The 16,917-nt window shown below is 42.8% G+C and carries 13 protein-coding genes; 4 read left to right on the top strand and 9 right to left on the bottom strand.

What is annotated here, in order from left to right; genetic code table 11:
• Nucleotides 1–74: 74 nt before the first annotated feature.
• Both IQ276_RS11465 and IQ276_RS11460 read right to left on the bottom strand, forming a co-directional pair.
• Nucleotides 75–1,238 carry an NAD(P)/FAD-dependent oxidoreductase gene (locus tag IQ276_RS11465; protein WP_193916903.1) on the bottom strand — a complete coding sequence of 388 codons (1,164 nt, stop codon included), beginning with the start codon at nt 1,236–1,238 and terminating at the stop codon, nt 75–77.
• A 53-nt stretch (nt 1,239–1,291) separates the two neighbouring features.
• Entirely contained in the window at nt 1,292–2,185 is an 894-nt protein-coding gene (locus tag IQ276_RS11460; protein ID WP_193916905.1) for an isopenicillin N synthase family dioxygenase, read from the bottom strand.
• Between the two features lie 301 nt (nt 2,186–2,486).
• On the opposite strand from IQ276_RS11460, the gene IQ276_RS11455 reads away from it, so the two are divergent.
• On the top strand, nt 2,487–2,993 hold the full coding sequence (locus IQ276_RS11455; protein WP_193916920.1) for a GNAT family N-acetyltransferase: 507 nt from the start codon (nt 2,487–2,489) through the stop codon (nt 2,991–2,993).
• 133 nt (nt 2,994–3,126) lie between these two features.
• On the opposite strand, the gene IQ276_RS11450 is transcribed toward IQ276_RS11455, so the two are convergent.
• The 5 genes from IQ276_RS11450 to IQ276_RS11430 all read right to left on the bottom strand — a co-directional run bounded on the left by IQ276_RS11450 (nt 3,127) and on the right by IQ276_RS11430 (nt 7,014).
• Nucleotides 3,127–3,513: a hypothetical protein gene (locus tag IQ276_RS11450; RefSeq protein ID WP_193916907.1), complete on the bottom strand. Its 387-nt coding sequence runs from the start codon at nt 3,511–3,513 to the stop codon at nt 3,127–3,129.
• Between the two features lie 779 nt (nt 3,514–4,292).
• Nucleotides 4,293–5,711, bottom strand: a complete 1,419-nt coding sequence (locus IQ276_RS11445) for an AtzE family amidohydrolase (RefSeq protein ID WP_193916909.1) — start codon at nt 5,709–5,711, stop codon at nt 4,293–4,295.
• Nucleotides 5,712–5,721: 10 nt separating this feature from the next.
• The gene (locus IQ276_RS11440; protein ID WP_193916911.1) at nt 5,722–6,348 is read right to left on the bottom strand and encodes a DUF4328 domain-containing protein; all 627 of its coding nucleotides are present in this window, start codon (nt 6,346–6,348) and stop codon (nt 5,722–5,724) included.
• A 97-nt stretch (nt 6,349–6,445) separates the two neighbouring features.
• Nucleotides 6,446–6,634, bottom strand: a complete 189-nt coding sequence (locus IQ276_RS11435) for a DUF4089 domain-containing protein (RefSeq protein WP_193916913.1) — start codon at nt 6,632–6,634, stop codon at nt 6,446–6,448.
• Nucleotides 6,635–6,666: 32 nt separating this feature from the next.
• Nucleotides 6,667–7,014, bottom strand: coding sequence for a DUF952 domain-containing protein (locus tag IQ276_RS11430; protein ID WP_190880178.1), 348 nt, complete (start codon nt 7,012–7,014; stop codon nt 6,667–6,669).
• A 631-nt stretch (nt 7,015–7,645) separates the two neighbouring features.
• Here IQ276_RS11430 and IQ276_RS11425 point away from each other — a divergent pair.
• Entirely contained in the window at nt 7,646–8,740 is a 1,095-nt protein-coding gene (locus IQ276_RS11425) for a TIGR03032 family protein (RefSeq protein ID WP_193916915.1), read from the top strand.
• A gap of 73 nt (nt 8,741–8,813) precedes the next feature.
• Nucleotides 8,814–13,295 carry a beta strand repeat-containing protein gene (locus IQ276_RS11420; protein ID WP_235115591.1) on the top strand — a complete coding sequence of 1,494 codons (4,482 nt, stop codon included), beginning with the start codon at nt 8,814–8,816 and terminating at the stop codon, nt 13,293–13,295.
• Nucleotides 13,296–13,513: 218 nt separating this feature from the next.
• On the opposite strand, the gene IQ276_RS11415 is transcribed toward IQ276_RS11420, so the two are convergent.
• Nucleotides 13,514–13,957, bottom strand: a complete 444-nt coding sequence (locus IQ276_RS11415) for a KGK domain-containing protein (RefSeq protein ID WP_193919075.1) — start codon at nt 13,955–13,957, stop codon at nt 13,514–13,516.
• Nucleotides 13,958–14,247: 290 nt separating this feature from the next.
• A complete protein-coding gene (locus IQ276_RS11410) occupies nt 14,248–15,762 on the bottom strand; it encodes a thioredoxin-like domain-containing protein (protein WP_193919077.1) in 1,515 nt (504 codons plus the stop codon).
• A 254-nt stretch (nt 15,763–16,016) separates the two neighbouring features.
• Here IQ276_RS11410 and IQ276_RS11405 point away from each other — a divergent pair, with 254 nt between their 5' ends.
• Nucleotides 16,017–16,889, top strand: coding sequence for an HAD hydrolase family protein (locus IQ276_RS11405; RefSeq protein WP_193919078.1), 873 nt, complete (start codon nt 16,017–16,019; stop codon nt 16,887–16,889).
• The last annotated feature ends 28 nt before the right edge of the window (nt 16,890–16,917 follow it).

Here is a 16,917-nt window from a genome sequence, read left to right as displayed (position 1 = left end):
CAATATTTATGTACTTTTTTGCGGTGTCCAGATCCCCGAATTATTAAAAAAGTTGGGGATATAACTTTTCCAAGCTATGCAGTTCCTGATTCAGAATTCTCTTGGAATATTTGTCTAATAATTTTATCTTCCTTGCCAGTTAAAAACTTAGCAAAACGCTCTGCTAAAGGTGGTACAATTACTAGCGGGTTGCTAAATCCACTAAAAACATGAACACTCTCAAATCCTGGAATAGCACCAATTAAAGGAAACTTATTACCACTAAATGCTACTAAACAATGATGCCAAGTTCCTGGTAACTTTTCCAAAGTTGGTAACACTTCCCCGACACTTTCTCGCAACCATTTTTCACTCGTTTGGGAGTTGACTTTAGCATCAGGATCTGTGAGAACGCGGCTAATTTGACCCAAGCGTAAGCTACCATCTTGAAACTGAATTGCACCAGCATCTAAAATAGCTGGTACTGGTTCATTACCTGGTTCATCCCACAATTCATCGACTTGAGCAGATTGGGCTTCTAATTGAAATCGTTGCACATTCGCTGGCATAACTAAGGTGCGTAACTTCACATCAACTGGTGGAGTTTCAATGATTTCTGCGTGGGTAAAATATATTTTAAGGGACATACCAGCTGCTTTTAATAGTTGCCGGCTAAGTCCACCTGCACAGATAACGACATTTGCACTGTGATAAGTTGCAGTGGTGGTTTGTACACCATTTTGCAATATCTGCAATACTTGGCTAATTTGCACTTCTCCCCCAGCACGTACAAAAGCTTGAATGTAAGCTTGTGCTGTTTTTTGTGGATGAATGTGACCGTGTTTAACAGTTAAAGCAGCAGATATAGCCTGTTGATTTAGCAGTGGTTCCAATTCACCAGCTGCTTGTGGGGTGAGTAAATGCGGTACAACGGCACAATTACTATACGATGCAGCGATCGCCACTGGGTCACTAGAGGCTGAAATCGTTAGTAATAAATCTAATTCCCGAAATTCGATATCAGCGTCTAATTCTTGAGATAGGATGTGGTAACGAGCGATCGCATCTTCACACAATTGCCCAGTTAACGCTGTAGTACCCGACCAATAAGCAAGCCCACCATAACTAAAGCGAGTTGCATTGTCTGGTGTTGCGTATTGTTCTACCAGAAGTACACCAAAGCCTGCTTTCCTTAGTTCATAAGCAAGGGTAGCACCCGTAATCCCGCCACCAACCACAATCCAATCATAAGTTTTCATCCTAAATATCTTTCCTAATTACGAATTACGAATTACGAATTACGAATTACGAATTACGAATTCCCATAAGTTGCTTGTAAACGACTTAAAAGATATTCTCCCGCAAGGATAGGGGGATAAATAGGCGATCGCTCTTTTTGGCAACTCTCCAAACAAGCAATTTCTATATCATCATTCGGATGACAGAAAAAAGCAATAGAATACCGAGACTGGTTTATCCTGTCGTCGTTGGGAATCATTACCCGATGCTTAGTTGAACAAAACACGTGATTTGTCCACCTCTGCATTAAATCACCAGTATTAACTATAACAGTATCATCAATTGCAGCCGCCTCAATCCATTCTCCTGCTGTTGTTCGTACTTCCAATCCGCCAACGTCATCTTGGAAAAGTAAAGTAATACTGCCATAATCAGAATGTTCGCCAGCACGCACTTGTCCAGGTTTGGGTGGTGTTTGCAAAGGGGGATAGTGGAGCGATCGCAATGTATGATTGTATTGATTGTGCCTTGTTGTAAAAAAATCTTCTGGCAAGTCCAACGCCAAAGCAAATGTTTGCAATACTGTGTTAGCCAGTTCTGTGCAACTATCATAAAAAGCAAGAATAGAAGCATCCATCCCGACAGCACCTTGTTTGCTAACATTAAAAGCCTCTTTCAAGTCACCTGGTTGATTGGGGTCAAGACGTTCTCTTTCAATAGCAACATATCCTGTATTACTAAATTCATCACTCCAAGCTTGCTTTTGCTTAACTTCCAAAGGTTTATTGAAAAAAGATTTACTATAAGTGAATACTTGTTCGATTAAATCTTTTGATATTCCTGAATTTTGCAAGTACATGAAACCGATTTCATGACAAGCTTGATAAATTTGTTTGACAACAGCTTGCCGACTTGTTGCATTGCCATTGGTAAAATCACTGAAATCAATTACTGGAATTGTAACCATTGGTTATTCAAGATATTCTGTTAATAATTAACAATTTAGCAAGAGACGCAACAAATCCACGTCTCCACCAACGATTGATTATTGTAGAGACGGCGATTTATCGCGTCTCTGAGCTAGGGAATTTATCGCGTCTCTGAGCTAGGGAATTTATCGCATCTCTGAGCTAGGGAATTTATCGCGTCTCTGAGCTAGGGGAATTATTGGGTTTTTGCTTTCAGGATATCAAACCATATTTTAAAAAAACAGACATTTCGTTAGAATATCGAGCAAACTAGATTTTTATGGAATTGATTCTCAAATGATGAATATCCGTCGTGAAACGTTGACAGACTACCCAGCAATAGCCGAGGTAAATACATTAGCCTTTGGTCAAGATAACGAGGCTAAACTTGTGGAGCAAATTCGCCGTTCTGACCGCTATATTCCAGAACTTGCCCTACTTGCTGAAATTGAAGCTGCTGTAGTCGGTCATATTTTATTTAGCTATATTGACTTGGTGCATGAACAAACATTAAAAGTACTGGGTTTAGCACCTTTGGCAATTCGTCCCGAGTTTCAAAGACAAGGAATTGGTAGTGCATTAATTAAAGCAGGGTTAGAAATAGCAGAAGCAAACAAAGAAGCCATAGTAATTGTCTTAGGTCATCCAGAATTTTATACTCGCTTTGGCTTTCAGGCTTCTGTGATTTATGGAATCGAATCTCCCTTTCCAGTACCAGAGGAATTCTTCATGGTTAAAACACTGGAAAGTTATCAGGAAAGGTACAAAGGAAAAGTTGTTTATCCACCTACTTTTGATGGAGTATAGTATTCTTAAGGAATTGGTGCGTTAGCGACAGCGTAACGCACCCTACAAATAGTTAATTTTGGTCAAAAATCAAACCATATTGCTATATTAGACTAATTTTTAATTCTGTTTGGGGTGTCTTCTTACTAGCATGTTACGCAGATTCAGAACTTTGGCTAGCTGCTTTTTTGGCAACAGTTTTTAAGCGAGTCGCTCTACTTTTACGCAAACTTTCACTTCTGCGAACTCCACCAGCCATTTCATATTCACGGCTGTCTTTGCCGTATTTAAAGCCAACCCCCATCAGCATCTTCTCACAGGAACTCACCAAATTTTCTTCTAACTCTTCAATTTCTATTTTGGAAGAGTGAATCGTCGTGAGAATATTATTATGATTTTCTAACTTAGTACGTAACTCTTCAATTAATTGTGTTAGATTTGTGATGTTGCAATTATCTCCAAGATCCAGATTGCTATTTATTGCTTTGAGTCCAGCAAATCTCGATAAATTTTTCTTGTAGTGTGGGCATTTTGCCCCCACCGGACGGGCAAGACGCCACTGGTGTCAACTTAAGCTCAAATGCTAGTCCCACATACGTTTTACCCTCCTTAATCCCCTCAATAAACGGCTACGGTGTATACACAAGTTCTATCTGCAAAGGTTTCAAGCCTTCTAGACCCAATAAATTGTCATTACGAGTGCAGCGCTAGCGAAGTCCTCAATAAAGGGCACAGCAGTGCTGTGCCCCTACGAAAGATGTGGTTTTTGAATGATCCATGTTTGGTATTTTCTGTCAATGCGTAATACCATTTCACGAAAACCTTGATACAGATAGATTTCTCGTAGGGGCACGGCACTGCCGTGCCCTTACTAACTTGTGTACACACGGTAGCGTTTATTGGGGGAAAAAGAAATGCTGTTCCCTCCCCAATACATACCTACGGTGTACACACAAGTAGTAGCTGTAAGGGTTTCAAGCCTTCTAGACCCAATAAATTGTCATTACGAGTGCAGCGCTAGCGAAGTCCTCAATAAAGGGCACAGCAGTGCTGTGCCCCTACGAAAGATGTGGCTTTTCAATAATGCATGTTTGGTATTTCCTGTCAATGCCTAATACCATTTCACGAAAACCTTGATACAGATAGATTTCTCGTAGGGGCACGGCAGTGCCGTGCCCTTACTAACTAACTTGTGTACACACGGTAGCGTTTATTGGGGGAAAAAGAAATGCAGTTCCCTCCCCAATACATACGGGGAGGGTTAGGGTGGGGTGCAGTAACTGTGGGAATCATAATTAATTACCCGAACATGATATGAGATTAGCCATTAAAAATTACTGGTGCTGAAACTATACCCTTTGCTTCTAAAGCCGCCGCAACTCTTAAAATCAACGCTTCATTATATGGTGCTGCTATCAATTGCACCCCCAAAGGTAAAGCATTAGGACGTTGAATTGGCACTGATAAAACAGGTAAACCAATAAAAGATAATGGTTGACTAAATAACCCCAAATGAGGACGAATCAGAATTTCTTCGCCGTCCAAAATCATAGTTTGTTGACCAATTAGCGGCGCAGAAATGGGTGTAGTTGGGGCAATAATTACATCCACATTTTGAAACACTTCCCGCACACGATCGCGGTACCATCTTCTAAAGCGTTGCGCTTGCAGATACCAACTACTAGGAATTAACGCCCCAGCCAAAAAGCGATTGCGTGTTGCTGGATCGAAATCCTCAGGATGCCTACGCAACTTATCTAAATGCAGATTTGCCCCTTCACTTGCCGTAATCACAAACGCTGCTGCACGGGCGCGGTGTGCTTCTGGTATGGTGACATATTCAGTTACATCCAAAACATCAGCAACTGTTTGCACAGCGGCTAAAGCTGCCGGTTCTGCACCTTTGGTGAAATAATCAGCAGCGATCGCAATTTTGATTGCAGAGATATCTTGATGCAGAGATGTTACATTATGTAGAGACGTTACATGTAACGTTTCTACAGGAGGACGCTGAGTGCAAACTGGATCGCGATCGTCTTTGCCTTGCAACACATCAAACATCGTTGCGATATCCTGCACCGAACGTGCAAAACCCCCAATATGGTCTAAACTGCTAGAAAATAAAGCTACCCCAGCGCGAGACAACCTACCATAAGTCGGTTTCAAACCAAAAACGCCACACAACGCCGCCGGAACCCTAATCGAACCATTAGTATCAGAACCCAGCGTCAGCGGAACCAACCCACCAGCAACAGCCGCCGCTGAACCACCCGACGAACCCCCAGCAACTCGCAATAAATCGTGTGGGTTATAAGTAGCACCATAATGGGAATTTTCTGTCACAAACCCATAGGCGTACTCATCCATATTCAAAGCCCCAAGCAACACTGCACCCGCTTGTTTCAACCTAGCCACTGCGGTTGCATCTTGGGTAGCTGCTGGGTTTTCTGCATTAATTTTCGACCCCGCCAGAGTTGTTATACCAGCAATATCAAAGAGATTTTTCACAGCAAAAGGCACACCAGCAAGCATTCCAGGGTTATTACCTTGGGCAATTTCCCTGTCAATGCGTGCAGCATCAGCCAAAGCCGCCTCAGCAGTTATAGTTGTAAAACAGTTGAATAGATGATTTCGTGCCGCTATTCGTGCTAAGGCTGCCTTAGTAACAGCCACCGCGCTAACATTGCCTTCACGTACAGCAGTTGATATTGTAAAAGCATCGGCTGAATCAAAATTCATGCTGGAATATTTAGGAGATCCCACGTTTAGCTTTTTGAGTAATAGCAGTCCGCATAGTTTTTGCTAGTTGCAGCAAAATAGCTGTTAGACCTAGATCTAAAATACAAGATAATAGAAACCAAATTGGCAGAAATTTATCTTCAGGATTTTTAGCAGCTTCTGTAAAAGCAATACGATTCAAAGCATTTGAGCCAATGATAAAACCATACAGTGGTGCTATGAGCGAGCGCACTTTTTCGCTTAAACTCGTTAAATCACCACCTTCGCCTTGAAATCGGTCAGCAAAAGTCGATAAAGTGTTAGCCATTCCCCAAAGACTGTATATCGGAATGAGAAATCTGGCGATCGCACCTCCTGGCGTAATTGGATATTCTTGGAAGAGATTCTTTAAATCTGCATGGAGACGATGTAGCCAAATTAAAAAAACAATCATTGAAATTAGACCGACAATCAACGAAACTATTGATACCAATCCATCAAAGAAAGCGAGTAGCTGATAAATCGGCTGTGCGATTACTTGCAACAAAGAGAACAGCGTAGATACCAGCCCAATTCCCAAAACCAGCCAAAGCAAACGCACCAACAACTTACCCACACCCGCTGACTTCAACGACTCAGCATCATTCAAATTATTCATTTCATCTTTCCCATAGCATCGTCGGCTAATATGTTAGTGTTGCATTTATACTTAAAACTCAGTAAAATTACTACAAATTAGCCAATTCTGGAAGCGACTATGGTTCAAATATTGGTGCTACTTCAATTTCTTCTGCTAGAGGAAAAGAATTTACGACATTAGCGATCGCCTTAATTCTCTCAAAATTTGCCACCACCTCATCAAAATACTCATCTCTTATCTGCAAATCCAACAATAACCCCATCTGCTTAACATACTCACCCACATCAAACCCTTCACCTTCCATCTCTCCTCCTCTGCGCCTCTGCGGTTCGTTAATTATAAATTTATAACTTCTTGCGGCAACTTAAATAAACCATCTTCCCCAACTTCAAAATCAATCACCTGATACACAGCATCAATATTCAACTCCCCATAAATATGAGGAAATAATTCTCCTATTTCCGCCTCTTCATCCCGAATCTCAGCTTCAACTTTCTCCGAATCAATAAAAAGTAAAACCAAATCTTTTTGATTATTAAAAAATCTATTTGCAACCTTAACGATTTGCGTTGACTTAGAACAATGAATAAAACCTTCAGAATCCAGTGAATCAGCACGGTAGCTGCCCAAGTTTTTTGCTTGTTCCCATTGTTGGCGTTTAGTGATGTGGAGGATAATTTTCATCTTGCTTGCATCATTATCTAAATATCATCTAAGGTTGATTCTATTTCAATACGTTCATTAATTGCCCGCACGAGTAATGTCCACACAGGACTGCACCAAGCGATTCACCAGCAACAGCGCGGTTCGGTAAAGGAAGCGAAGCAACTGCTGGCGCGACACATAGCAATACTAGCGAAGCTGCTGATGCTGCTGTAGCACTACAGGGACGAGAGCGAGATAAGTCTTGCTAATGTGAGTTCTGAGCCGATTTCTCAGGATTAACATCATTATATAAAGAATCTGTAAACCTAATCTTTATTTGATGTTGATAGAATTTACTTATGTTTCGTCGGCAAAATTTCATATCACATAATGATTTTTAGCGCAATCAGAAAATGGGTTTTTGTCAACAAACGTAGAGAATTTCAGCAGATATCGAATTTTTCATAAGTTAAAAAAATATATCTGTGAGAAGGTTAAACTTCAGCTTATGCAACTTTTCTGATGTATTAGACTTAAAAAAAAGTCACATCTTCAAGATTTGGTGAAGTAGGTTACGTGATTTTACTTAAAAGATAGATAATTTAAGGGGGAATGAGAAGGAGCCAGCATCGGCAAGAAATCACGTTTTGTTCTCCTCCCTGTAGAAAAAATGAATCAAAATCCTGTAACTGCAACTAATAGTCTGGAAATGAATGCCTCACGGCAGTTTAGCCCTTGGCTGTTGGAGCAGAATCTCAGCCTAGCTTTCACCACCTATCAAGCAGGTAAATTATTTTTCATCGGCTTGCAACCGAGCGGCAAACTATCTGTATTCGAGCGCACCTTTGAACGCTGCATGGGTTTGTATGCCAGTGGCAGCACTTTGTATATGAGTTCCCTTTATCAACTGTGGCGCTTTGAAAACATCCTACAACCAGGACAAATTCACGACAACTACGATGCCGTCTATTTGCCGCAGATGAGTTATGTGACGGGAGATTTAGATATCCATGATATCGCCCTGAGTAATTCCCCACAGGCAAACGGCAAAATTCCTGAACGGGAGTTAAATAACTCAGAGAATCTGATATTTGTCAATACCCTATTTAGCTGTTTAGCTAAAGTTAGTCCAACCCACAGTTTCATTCCCCTGTGGCAACCGCCATTTATTAGCAAACTGGCGGCAGAAGACAGGTGTCATTTCAATGGGTTGGCAATGCGAGATGGTCAACCCAGGTACGTGACCGTTATCAGTCAATCGGATGTGGCTGAGGGATGGCGGGACAGGCGGGCTGATGGTGGTTGCGTCATTGATGTGGAGAGTAACGAGATCATACTTAAGGGACTTTCCATGCCCCATTCTCCTCGGTGGTATCGAGACAAATTGTGGTTACTCAACTCTGGTACAGGAGATTTTGGCTACGTAGATTTGGAGCGAGGCAGCTTTGAACCTGTGGCTTTTTGTCCGGGATACATGCGCGGTTGTGCATTTCATGGCGACTTTGCCATCGTGGGAATTTCCCAACCCAGGCACAACAAGACTTTTAGTGGGTTGCCCCTAGATGAGAAATTGCAACAAAAAAACGCCGAACCTCGCTGTGGGCTACTGGTGATTGATTTGAGGAGTGGGGATATTGTGCATTCTCTGCGAATGGAAGGGGTAGTAATGGAATTATACGACGTAGTGGCACTAGCGGGGGTGCGTCGTCCAATGGCGATCGGCTTTAAGAGTGATGAAATTCGCCGCCTGGTGACTATGGGATGAGTCTGGAGGTGAAATTTCAGGTCTTTACTGTCGGCAAACAACGCAATCAAAACAATAAGGAGAATCAACAATAATGGCTGATGCAGTTTTAAATCTATCTGACCTCAATGGTAGCAATGGCTTTGTGATTAACGGCATTGATAGATATGACGGCTCAGGTAATTCTGTCAGCAATGCCGGAGATATCAACGGCGACGGCTTCGATGACCTGATTATCGGCGCAAGTGGTGCTGACCCCAACGGTCAGCTTACGGCAGGGTCAAGCTACGTGGTCTTTGGCAGCAGCAGTGGCTTTGGTGCCCAACTCAACCTCTCGTCTCTGGATGGCAGCAACGGCTTTGTGATTAACGGCATTGATGCGAATGACTTCTCAGGCGGTTCTGTCAGCAATGCGGGGGACATTAACGGCGACGGCTTCGATGACCTGATTATCGGGGCAAGTGGTGCCGACCCCAACGGTCAGCTTACGGCAGGGTCAAGCTACGTGGTCTTTGGCAGCAGCAGTGGCTTTGGTGCCCAATTCAACCTCTCGTCTCTGGATGGCAGCAACGGCTTTGTGATTAACGGCATTGATACATATGACATCTCAGGTGGTTCTGTCAGCAGTGCAGGAGATATCAACGGCGACGGCTTCGATGACCTGATTATCGGGGCAACTGGTGCCAACCCCAACGATCAATCTTATCCAGGGTCAAGCTACGTGTTGTTTGGCAGCAGCAGTGGCTTTGGTGCTGTCTTCAACCTCTCATCCCTGGATGGCAGCAACGGCTTTGTGATTAACGGTATTGGTAGCTCCTCAGTTAATTCTGTCAGCAGTGCAGGAGATATCAACGGCGACGGCTTCGATGATCTAATTATCGGGGCATCATTTGCCTCCCCCAACGGTCAGTCTTGGGCAGGGTCAAGCTACGTGGTGTTTGGCACCAGCAGTAGCTTTGGTGCCGTCTTCAACCTCTCATCTCTGGATGGCAGCAGCGGCTTTGTGATTAACGGTATTGGTAGCTTTGACTACTCAGGCCGTTCTGTGAGCAGTGCAGGAGATATCAATGGCGACGGTTTTGATGACTTGATTATCGGGGCAAGTGGTGCTAGCCCCAACGGTCAACCTTATGCAGGAGAGAGCTACGTAGTCTTTGGTTTTGCATCTGGTACACCTACTAATGAACCTCCTGTCGCGGTTAATGACACGGCTACCACCGACGAAGACACTGCTGTTAACATACAAGTCTTAGCTAACGATAGCAACTTCCTAACGGTGTCGGCTATCGATGGTAAAACAGTTGTTGTTGGCACTACCATTACCCTGAGTTCTGGTGCTTTAGTTACCCTTAATGCTGATGGCAGTTTGACCTATGACCTCAATGCTTCATTTGAAAGTTTGGGTGTCGGTGAAAGCGGGACTGACAGCTTTACATACGCCATCAGCAATGGCAGCTTGAGTAATACAGCTAGCGTCAACTTGACTATTAACGGAGTCAATGATGCACTCCAGGTTTCAGGTTTTAACGTTTCGTCACTTAACGGCAGCAACGGCTTCGTGATTAACGGCATAAATAGTGATGACAGTGCTGGCGGTTCTGTTAGTAGTTTGGGGGATATCAACGGCGACGGCTTTGATGACCTGATTATCGGGGCAAGATATGCCAGCCCCAACGGGCAGTTTTTTGCAGGGAAGAGCTACGTGGTGTTTGGCAGCAGCAGTGGCCTTGCTGCCCAACTCAACCTCTCCTCCTTGGATGGCAGCAACGGCTTTGTAATTAACGGCATAAATGAAGGTGACCTCTCAGGCACCTCTGTCAGCGGTGCGGGGGATATCAACGGCGACGGCTTTGATGACCTGATCATCGGGGCAAGTAGTGCCACGAGCTACGTGGTGTTTGGTCGCAGTAATGGCTTTGATGTCAGTCTCGACCTCTCAACCCTTGATGGCAGCAATGGCTTTGTAATTAGCAGCATTAATGAGCGCTTAGGCTATTCTGTCAGCAGTACGGGGGATATCAACGACGACGGCTTTGATGACCTGATCATCGGGGCAAGTGGTGCCACGAGCTACGTGGTGTTTGGCAGTAGCAGTAGTTTTAGCGCCCAACTCAACCTCTCGTCCCTCAATGGCAGCAATGGCTTTGTGATTAACGGCGCTGTTGGGTATAACGACTCATTCCCTTCTACCAGTGCGGGGGATATCAACGGCGATGGCATAGATGACCTGATTATCGGCGCACCAGGTGCCGACCCCAACGGTCAGCCTAATGCAGGGTCAAGCTACGTGGTCTTTGGCAGCAGCAGTGGCTTTGGAGACAGGTTAAACGTCTCGTCCCTCAATGGCAGCAACGGCTTTGTGATTAACGGCATTGACGCAGGTGACCTCTCAGGCTATTCTGTCAGCAGTGCGGGGGATATCAACGGCGATGGCATAGATGACCTGATCATCGGGGCACCAGGTGCCTCCCCCAACGGTCAGCGTGATGCAGGGTCAAGCTACGTGGTGTTCGGCAGCAGTAGTGGCTTTGATACCAGTCTCAACCTTTCATCTCTCAATGGCAGCAACGGCTTCGTTATTAACGGCATTGGTAGAGATGATCGCTCAGGCATTTCCCTCAGCAGTGCAGGGGATATCAACGGCGACGGCTTCGATGACCTGATTATCGGGGCACCAGATGCCGACCCCAACGGTCAGTCTCGGGCAGGGTCAAGCTACGTGGTCTTTGGCAGGAGTAGTGGCTTTGATGCCAGTCTCAACCTCTCGTCCCTCAATGGCAGCAACGGTTTTGTGATTAACGGTAACAGAGGTGAGTTCTCAGGCCGTTCTGTTAGCAGTGCGGGGGACATTAACGGCGATGGCTTCGGTGATCTGACATTAAGTGGAGGAGGGAAGAACTACGTGGTGTTTGGCTTTCAGACTGTGGCTACCACCAACGAAGATACTGCCGTTAACATCCTTGCTCGCAATATTCTACGTAGATATACAGATGCAGAAGTCGATACGTTAACCATCAGTGACTTCATTAACCCCAGTAACGGCACACTGACACTTAACGACAACAGCACTCCAGACAACCCCAGCGACGACTTCTTCATCTACACCCCCAATGCCAACTTTAACGGCACTGACAGTTTCAACTTCACTGTTAGCGATGGCAATGGCGGTAACATTACTAGTACATTTAACCTCAACGTCAAGCCTGTCAACGATGCACCCATCGCCGTCAACGATCGCCTGACTACTGGTTTTAATACTCCTGTAACCATCCTCACTAGTACTCTGCTAGCTAATGATACCGATATAGATAGCAATAACCTCAACATTACTGCTGTAACTGGTGCAACCAACGGTAGTGCTGTGTTCAATAATAACGGCACTGTGGGCAACTCGGCAGATGATTTCATTGTCTTTACCCCATTTAATGGGTTTAGTGGCAATGCCAACTTCAACTACACCATCAGCGATGGGAACCTCAGTAGTACTGCTAGTGTTGCGATCGCAGTTGGTGCTAACATCACTGGCACTAATGGCAACGACAACATCTCTGGCGGTGACGGCAACGATAACATCTCTGGCAGTGGAGGCAACGATACCATCTCTGGCAATGGCGGCAACGATACTCTTGTTGGTGGCAATGGCAATGATACTTTTATTTTCCGCCTTGGCGATGGCAATGACACCATCACCGATTTTGCTGGAATACGCACTGGCTCAAATCCATCAGCAACGGTGATTAACCAACTGGATACATTGCAATTTATTGGTAGTGGTTTAACTGCTCGAAATCTGCAATTAACTCAAAATGGTAGTAACTTAGAACTCACCTTTTTAGATGCGGCTTCTACGAAAGTTACCCTGGAAAACTTCCAACTAGAAAACCTGGATAATCTGCCAGCACGTGGTTCACGACCAGCTATTGGTAATATCCTGTTTGATGGACAAACCAGCGTTACTGATAGTTTTGATGTCTTCGATGCCAACTCGACTCAAACTAATCTGTTTAACAAGAATACCGTCACTTTCTTGAATGACCTTAACAATAATGTCGCGGGTTTTTACAACTCCAATGATGTAATTAATGGTCAAGGGGGTAACGACATCATTAATGGTAATAATGCCGATGACCTCTTACGGGGCGGTGAAGGTGATGATATTCTCATCGGTGGACAAGGTAATGATACTCTTGTGGGTGGCAAAGGTAATGATGTTCTCATCGGTGGTGTAGGCGCTGACTTTTTCGCTTACAACAGCGATGGTGAGTTTACTACTGCTGTTTTTGGTCAAGATACCATTACTGATTTCAACAGTTCTGAAGGTGACAAGATTGTACTGGATAAGACTACTTTTAGTGCAATTACTTCTGCTGTGGGAATAGGTTTCAGTAATACCAATGATTTTCAAATCACCAATTTAGCGGGGACTAGCACGGCAACAATTGTCTACGATTCTGTGAGTGGGCAGTTGTTCTACAACCAAAATGGCAGCGCGGCTGGTTTCGGCAGTGGTGGTTTATTTGCAACTCTAACTGGTGCGCCAACTCTTACAGCATCGAATTTTCTGTTGCAAGCATAGTTGACCACATTCTGCACTTGAGTTTGTATTACTCAACTATGACAATGCTCACTTAAATGTTTGCCGAATTAATTAAATATTTATACTTAATTAATTCGGCAAGTTGAGTTGAAGAACAACATCCTGGAGATTGCTAACTACTCTACATCTGTCATGTTTTGATACTAAGTTGAGGGGAGTTTAACGAATTAAAAAACAGCAGGATAAGGTAGTAATATTCATGTTGTTTGTATCATTTTACGAATATCATCTAAAGGCGATTCTGGTTCATTAAGATTATTAGGATAAAATTCTAACACTACAGTAATGTTCAGCTTACCACCTCCCTTACGAGCTAATGCAGAAACAATTTCTGTAGATACTTTTATTCTGAGTTTCCCTGCTTGCCAGTTTGTAGAGCCAACTCTGAAAACTTGACAGTTTATGCCTTCACTAGAAGATTGCCATGTGATATCCTCAACTTGAAAATTAACTTCGTTGATGTACAGCATTTTAAAAAGTCCTGAAACCGAGAAATCACTATGATGTTCCCTTAATACTGTATGAAATTTATGATTAAAGCTTTCAGATATCAATTCTTTGAATCTGCTAACAATATATGTATCTTGATTAAATAACAAAACATCAGCATCAAATTCTAATAGTTGGCATATCTTGTTCATGTTAATCCTACTAGTTAATCTAAATGAAGAAGTCTCTACTCGAGAATTTAAACTAACCAACCATTTTAATCTGTTATTTTTCACATCAACTAGTGAAAATACTGATATTCAAACCACAAAATAAAATCGCCCTACAACAAAATTAAACCCAGAGACACAAAGAAAAACTCTGGGCCTCTGCATCTCTGCGTGAACTTACAGCAAATTGTAACTTGGTGGGTACAGATAATTGTAGGGAACATGGCTGTGCCTCTACCCGTGTTGATTTACTTGAAATACGCTGTATCATTCTACAAATTCGCCGGAATGCAAACATCTGGCGCACACAACCCAACAAGTTCCAGCGTTATCACCTCAAAACTATCCAAATCCACACGTCGAATAACATGGTTATTGGTATCACTAATATATAAATATGAACCCATAACACTCAATCCCGAAGGTTCAAAAAACCGAGTCTTCTTACCCCGTCCATCTTGCAAACCAGCGATACCATCTCCCAAAACCGTTTGACAATTACCACTAAGACTGACTAATTTAATTTTGTGATTGTAAGTATCCGCCACCCACAGAAAATTCTCAGCGTATTCCACTGCCAAACAGTGCTGCAAACGAACATCTTCACCTTGTCCATCAACATCGCCAAAACCAAATAAACCTCCACTACCACAAACAGTCCGCACTTGATAAGGTTCTACAATTCCAACGCCGCGAATTGAACTAACTTCACTGTCAGCAATATATAATTCTTGCCCATTATTACTAATACCACTGGGTTGAGCAAACGCAGATTCGGCAAGTGAACCATCAATACACGCTTCTGCACTAATACCAGCATAAGTTTTGACGATGCTTGTTTCCAAATCCATCTGCCAAATTTGATGCGCCCCCGCCATTGCAATGAACAAGAAATTTCCCACTTTCACTAGATCCCAAGGCGAATTCAGCGCAGTTTCTAAACCAGCACCACCGTGAGGATGAATATTGCGGCTTTGTTTGCCAGTTCCCGCAATAGTTTCTACTACCTGGCGCTGCAAATCAATTTGCCGCAGGGCATGATTTTCTGTATCAGCAACATAAAGCATTTGATTTTCTGCATCAAATGCCATTCCCTGGGGTGCAAAAAATTGTGCTTCGTGAAAAGCACCATCGACTAAACCAGATTTCCCAGTACCAATTAAGTGAAGAATTTCGCCATCAAAGCTACTCATCACTAAACGGTGATGTCCAGAATCAGCTATCAATAAACTCCCTTCGGTAGCTAGAACTTTACCAGGGAAAGCTAGGGGTGTGATTAACGGTTGGCGCTGTTTTTCTAAAGTCAAGCTAAGTTCTTGAAAATTAATTGTACCCTTCTCGCGGTGTTGCTGAATTAACTGTTGAATCAATTTTTCTAAAACGTCACGTTTTCCTTCACCAGAGACAGAACCAATCACGTAACCTTCTGGGTCGATAATCATTAAACTAGGCCAAGCACGCACAGCATACTCTTCCCAAACTCGAAAACCGCTGTCAACTAAAACTGGATGTTCGATGTCGTAGCGCAAGATAGCTTGGCGGATGTTTTCGGTTTCTTTTTCGTTGTCAAATTTAGCAGAATGGACGCCAATAACGGTCAGGCTTTCTTTATATTTTTGTTCTAAATATTTCAGGTCTGGCAGAATATGTAGACAATTAATACAGCAGTATGTCCAAAAGTCTAAAATGATAACTCTACCCTTCATTTGTTTAAGAGATAAAGGTTTATCAGTATTGAGCCACGAGTAATTTTGTGGTAATTCTGGCGCTCTCACACGGGGAATCATAAAATATTTTTTGCTAAAGTTCGCTTCTTGCTTTTATTTTAAATTTAGAGCAGTTTTAATGCATAAATTGCTGCGTTTATCCATAATTTATAAGTTATACACAATATTTAAACATAAAAAATCAGAATATATTTGAGCTTACTCAAATCAAATCCACAAGCAGTTAAACTTAATTATTGTATATTACAGCAAATCTAGCTAGTTATTCTAATTTGAGGTATAATTCTTACTTCAACTAGTGCCAGCTAAGATATATGAACACTGTCTATATTTCAGATTTAGACGGTACATTGCTTGGAAATAATGCAATACTTTCTTCGTTCAGCAAGAAAGTTCTTGATCAGCTCTTACAACAAGGACTACAGTTTACTGTAGCCAGTGCGCGTAGCGTTTTTTTTATGCAAACGATGCTCAAGGGTTTGAATCTTCGTCTCCCGGTTATCGAATTTAATGGTGCTTTTATTTCTGATTTTGATTCTGGCAGACACGAAATCATCAATTCTATTAGTCCTGATGTAGTTGAAAGTATTTACAAACTCATCCTGGAGTTTGGCTGTGTTCCATTTGTATCGAGTTTTAATGGTATAGAAGATTGTGCCTATTATAAGGATGTAATCAACGATGGTATGCTTTGGTATCTTAACGATCGCCTCATAAGCAAAGACCCCAGATGGCGAGCAATTGAAGATTTGACACATTCTTTTAGCGATTTAATCGTTTGTCTAACAGTGATTGGTCACGCACAACAACTGCTCGAACTTCAAGGTGCAATTATTGAAATACATGGAACTAGTGTAGAGACACACTTGATGGAAAACCAATATTCTCCAGGTTGGTATTGGTTAACAATTCATGACTGCAAAGCAACAAAAGACCAAGCTATTCAAACTATGGTAGAAAATTATGGATTAGAGGAAAGTGAAATTGTGGTGTTTGGGGATCAAATTAATGACATCAAAATGTTCAAAGTTGCCGATCGCGCCATTGCAGTTGCTAACGCAGATGCCCAACTCAAGAGTTACGCAACATTAGTAATTGGCTCAAACACAGAAGACAGCGTTGTTAAATATATTCATCAAGATTGGTCAAACAGATGTACTGTTCAATTGGACTGTGACATACGCTAGCACTGTAGATATTGAAATTGCTTAGCTT

The sequence above is a fragment of the Desmonostoc muscorum LEGE 12446 genome (assembly GCF_015207005.2).
Lineage (GTDB): Bacteria > Cyanobacteriota > Cyanobacteriia > Cyanobacteriales > Nostocaceae > Nostoc > Nostoc muscorum.
The sequence above is the reverse complement of the archived record's forward strand: the minus strand, read 5'-3'. Positions and strand labels throughout refer to the sequence as shown.